Genomic DNA, 3,544 nt, shown 5'->3' with positions numbered 1-3,544 from the left:
CTGGGTGTGCCCCCCCGAGACCAGCAAGGCGATGAAAGGAAATTCAGGCGGGTCCGCGCTTAAAAAGGGCGAGAGCAAATGGCCTTCCAGGTGGTGCACGCCCAGCACCGGTTTGCCCAAAGACGCTGCCAGCGCACAGGCCACGCCTGAACCCACCAGCAAAGCCCCGGCCAGACCCGGACCCCGGGTGTAGGCCACCACATCAAGATCGGCCAGCACCACACCGGCCTCGGCTATGACCTGACGCGTCAGCGGCAAGACACGGCGGATGTGGTCGCGGCTGGCCAGCTCGGGCACCACGCCGCCATAGGCCTGGTGCATCTCGATCTGGCTGTACAAGGCGTGCGACAAAAGCCGCGGCAAAGCGTCGCCCGTGGTTTCCACAAGCGCCACACCGGTCTCGTCGCAAGATGATTCAATACCCAAAATTCGCATAACAGGTAGTTTAAGCGGGGCCTGGTTTGTGGCACGGGGCTTGGCCATAATCCCTGCAGCAGGCGAGGCGCCCCCGTCGCGCAAGGGGCTGAGCGCCTTCAGTCCCCATTTTTAAACCCACACCATGACCACACTCCGACTGATTTCATCCATGGCCACCAAGCCCCTGCTGGCCGATCTGGTGGCGCTTTACAAAGCACAGGCCCCCAACGTTCAAGTCCATGTCGAATCGGTCGGCGGGGTGGACGCGGCCAAACGCGTGCAGGCGGGCGAAGCTTTTGACGCTGTGGTGCTGGCCAGCGATGCCATCGACAAGTTGATCGCCAGTGGCCATGTGCTGCCCGGCAGCCGAGTCGACTTGGTGCACTCGGGCGTGGCGGTGGCCGTGCCTGCAGGGGCACCGGTGCCCGACATTGCCACGCAAGAAGCGCTCAGGCAGGCGGTGCTGTCTGCACGCAGCGTGGGTTTGTCCACTGGCCCCAGCGGCGCCCAATTGAGCCGCCTCTTTGAACGCTGGGGCATTGCCGACCAGATCAAGGGCCGCATCGTGCAAGCCCAGCCCGGCGTACCCGTGGGCGCCCTGGTGGCTCAAGGCCAAGTGGCCCTGGGCTTTCAGCAGCTGAGCGAAATGCTGGGCGTGCCAGGCATCACCATCGTGGGCGGCTTGCCGCAAGCGGTGCAGATCACCACCACGTTTTCGGGCAGCGTGGCGGCCACCAGCCAACACCCTGACGCGGTGCGTGCCCTGCTGGCATTTTGCGCATCTCCCGCCTGCGCCGAGACCAAGCGCCGCCATGGCATGGACGCGGCCTGAAGCATGGGTTTCGGGGTCATACACATATAACCAACAGTTAGATCGATTCCCCCACAATTCGAACCATGGGAATCAGCCACTACATCAAGGACATCGGTCGGGGCAAAGACGGCGCGCGAGCGCTCGGCCGCGAGCAGGCTGCCGACTTGATGGGCCAGATCCTCGACCAGCAAGTCAGCGACCTGGAATTGGGTGCTTTTTGTCTGGCCATGCGCATCAAGGGCGAGACGCCGGAAGAAATGGCCGGTTTTCTGGATGCCACCCATGCCCGCCTTCAAAGGGTGCCCACCCACGCTGTGCCTACCGTGGTGCTGCCCAGCTACAACGGTGCGCGCAAGCTGCCCGTGCTCACCCCGCTGCTGGCCTTGTTGCTGGCCCGTGAAGGGGTGGCGGTGCTCATGCACGGCACGGCCACCGAAGACAAGCGCGTGAGCAGCCAGGCGGTACTGGCCGAGTTGGGCATTCAGGCTTCGGGCCCCACAGCCCCCTTAGCCCCCTTAGCCATTGCACAGGCAGGAGAGGTGTTGTTTGTGCCCACAGGCGTGCTGAACAACGGCTTGGAGCGCTTGCTGTCTGTGCGCCGCGTGGTGGGCCTGCGCAACCCGGGCCACAGCCTGGTGAAACTGCTGAACCCCTGCGACGGCCCTGCCCTGCTGGTGAGCAGCTACACCCACCCGGAGTATTTGCAATCGATGTCGGCCACCTTGGCACTGACCGGACAACACGCCCTGCTGCTGCGTGGCACCGAGGGCGAGAGCGTGGCCGACGCAAGGCGCACGCCCGCCATGGATCTTTTCAAGAACGGGCAGACGCTGCGCGTGCAAGCCCCCCAAGAAGGCCCATTGGCCCAAGTGCCCGACTTGCCGGGCACCGATGCAGCGGCCACTGCGGCCTACATTCGGCGGGTACTGGCCCAAGAATTGCCCGTGCCAGCACCGATCGCGTTGCAAGTCCAACATATCCTGAACGAGGTGAAAGCATGAACACCACAGCCCGCCCACATGGCCGCTGCACCCTGGTCGGTGCAGGCCCTGGCGACCCGGAACTGTTGACGCTGAAAGCCGTGAAGGCAATTGCCAGCGCCACCTTGCTGCTGGTCGATGACTTGGTCAACGAGGCCGTGCTGGCCCACGCATCGCCCTCCGCCCGCATCGTGCATGTGGGCAAGCGCGGTGGCTGCAAAAGCACGCCGCAGGCCTTCATCGACAAAATGATGATCACCGCCGTCCAAGAAGGCGAGCATGTGGTGCGCCTCAAAGGCGGTGACCCGTTCATTTTTGGTCGTGGCGGCGAAGAGGTGGAACACCTGCGCGCGGCGGGCATCGACCTGCAGGTGGTCAACGGCATCACCTCGGGTCTTGCGGGCATGAGCAGCCTGGGCGCGCCCTTGACCCACCGCGAACACGCCCACGGCGTGGTGTTTGTCACCGGCCACGCCAAGCCCGGCGACAGCGGCACCGATTGGGCCCAACTGGCGGCCACGGCCAAAGGCTCGAAACTGACGCTGGTGATTTACATGGGCGTGAGCAGTCTCGAGCACATCAGCAGCGGCTTGTTGCAGGGCCTGCCCGGGCAAACCCCGGTGGCCATCGTCCAGCACGCCAGCCTGCCCAACCAGCGCGAAGCGCTCACCACGCTGAGCGAGCTGACCCGCACCATGGCCCGCGAAGGCCTGCAAAGCCCCAGCATCATTGTGGTGGGCGATGTGGTGCAAGGCGCACGGGCCTGGGATGCGCAGGGGCATTTGTCACAGCAACGCATCGCTTGACAAAGGCTGGCGTGCCGGCCGATGGCCAACGGGGTTTGAACCCCAAAGCCCATCAACCCCAGCTGCGCGTCAGCAGCTCATCAAGGGCATCGGCAACCACCTGCCCCTGATCGGCCAGACTGCCCACACAGGCACCGAGTTGCTCCATGGCCACCGACACCATGTCCAACGGGTGCAGCACCAGCGCCTGACCTTTGATCTTGAACACAGGGTTCATGCGGGTGCCCGCCAGCTTGGCGCCCGCAGGCAAAGACGAACGCAAAACGAGGGGAACAACGACACGGCGCCGGTAGCCGTCGAACAGCGAAGACTGCACCAGCACCACCATGGGCACCGTGGCCCGCATGGGTCCGGGGTTCAGATGCACATCGTATTGGGTCATGGCTGCATTGCTCTGTTTTTGGGCTCTGTCAGAGCGTGGAGTGAGCGTCTGCGTAAGAGCCCGCCGCATCGTGCAGGGCATTCCAGCCCGCCACGGCCTGCTCAGCCTGCTGACGATGCTGCTGACGTGCCTGCCGCTCGGCGAC

The 3,544-nt window shown here is 64.5% G+C and carries 5 protein-coding genes; 3 read left to right on the top strand and 2 right to left on the bottom strand.

What is annotated here, in order from left to right; translation table 11 throughout:
- The coding region (locus ACIQ3A_RS14405) for a tRNA (adenosine(37)-N6)-threonylcarbamoyltransferase complex transferase subunit TsaD (RefSeq protein ID WP_396432415.1) at nucleotides 1–435 on the bottom strand (435 nt) is incomplete at its 3' end.
- A 124-nt stretch (nucleotides 436–559) separates the two neighbouring features.
- On the opposite strand from ACIQ3A_RS14405, the gene ACIQ3A_RS14400 reads away from it, so the two are divergent.
- The 3 genes from ACIQ3A_RS14400 (at nucleotide 560) to cobA (ending at nucleotide 3,017) form a co-directional block, all read left to right on the top strand.
- The gene (locus ACIQ3A_RS14400; protein WP_396432414.1) at nucleotides 560–1,249 is read left to right on the top strand and encodes a substrate-binding domain-containing protein; all 690 of its coding nucleotides are present in this window, start codon (nucleotides 560–562) and stop codon (nucleotides 1,247–1,249) included.
- A gap of 65 nt (nucleotides 1,250–1,314) precedes the next feature.
- The gene (gene ybiB, locus ACIQ3A_RS14395; protein WP_396432413.1) at nucleotides 1,315–2,232 is read left to right on the top strand and encodes a DNA-binding protein YbiB; all 918 of its coding nucleotides are present in this window, start codon (nucleotides 1,315–1,317) and stop codon (nucleotides 2,230–2,232) included.
- Nucleotides 2,229–3,017, top strand: a complete 789-nt coding sequence (gene cobA, locus ACIQ3A_RS14390) for a uroporphyrinogen-III C-methyltransferase (protein WP_396432412.1) — start codon at nucleotides 2,229–2,231, stop codon at nucleotides 3,015–3,017. The genes ybiB and cobA overlap by 4 nt, the downstream gene beginning before the upstream one ends.
- A 52-nt stretch (nucleotides 3,018–3,069) precedes the next feature.
- Here the strand turns inward: cobA and ACIQ3A_RS14385 are convergent, their stop codons facing one another.
- On the bottom strand, nucleotides 3,070–3,399 hold the full coding sequence (locus ACIQ3A_RS14385; RefSeq protein WP_396432411.1) for a CcdB family protein: 330 nt from the start codon (nucleotides 3,397–3,399) through the stop codon (nucleotides 3,070–3,072).
- Nucleotides 3,400–3,544 lie beyond the last annotated feature (145 nt).

Origin of the sequence: Limnohabitans sp. (assembly GCF_044361985.1) — a bacterium.
Lineage (GTDB): Bacteria > Pseudomonadota > Gammaproteobacteria > Burkholderiales > Burkholderiaceae_C > Limnohabitans_A.
Note: the sequence above shows the minus strand (reverse complement) of the source record. Positions and strands in the feature narration are given on the sequence as shown.

What these genes read in the sequence shown, in the direction of transcription:
- ybiB (WP_396432413.1), top strand. Translation starts at nt 1,315, where the DNA reads ATGGGAATCAGCCACTACATCAAGGACATCGGTCGGGGCAAAGACGGC.
- cobA (WP_396432412.1), top strand. Translation starts at nt 2,229, where the DNA reads ATGAACACCACAGCCCGCCCACATGGCCGCTGCACCCTGGTCGGTGCA.
- ACIQ3A_RS14400 (WP_396432414.1), top strand. Translation starts at nt 560, where the DNA reads ATGACCACACTCCGACTGATTTCATCCATGGCCACCAAGCCCCTGCTG.
- ACIQ3A_RS14385 (WP_396432411.1), bottom strand. Translation starts at nt 3,399, where the DNA reads ATGACCCAATACGATGTGCATCTGAACCCCGGACCCATGCGGGCCACG.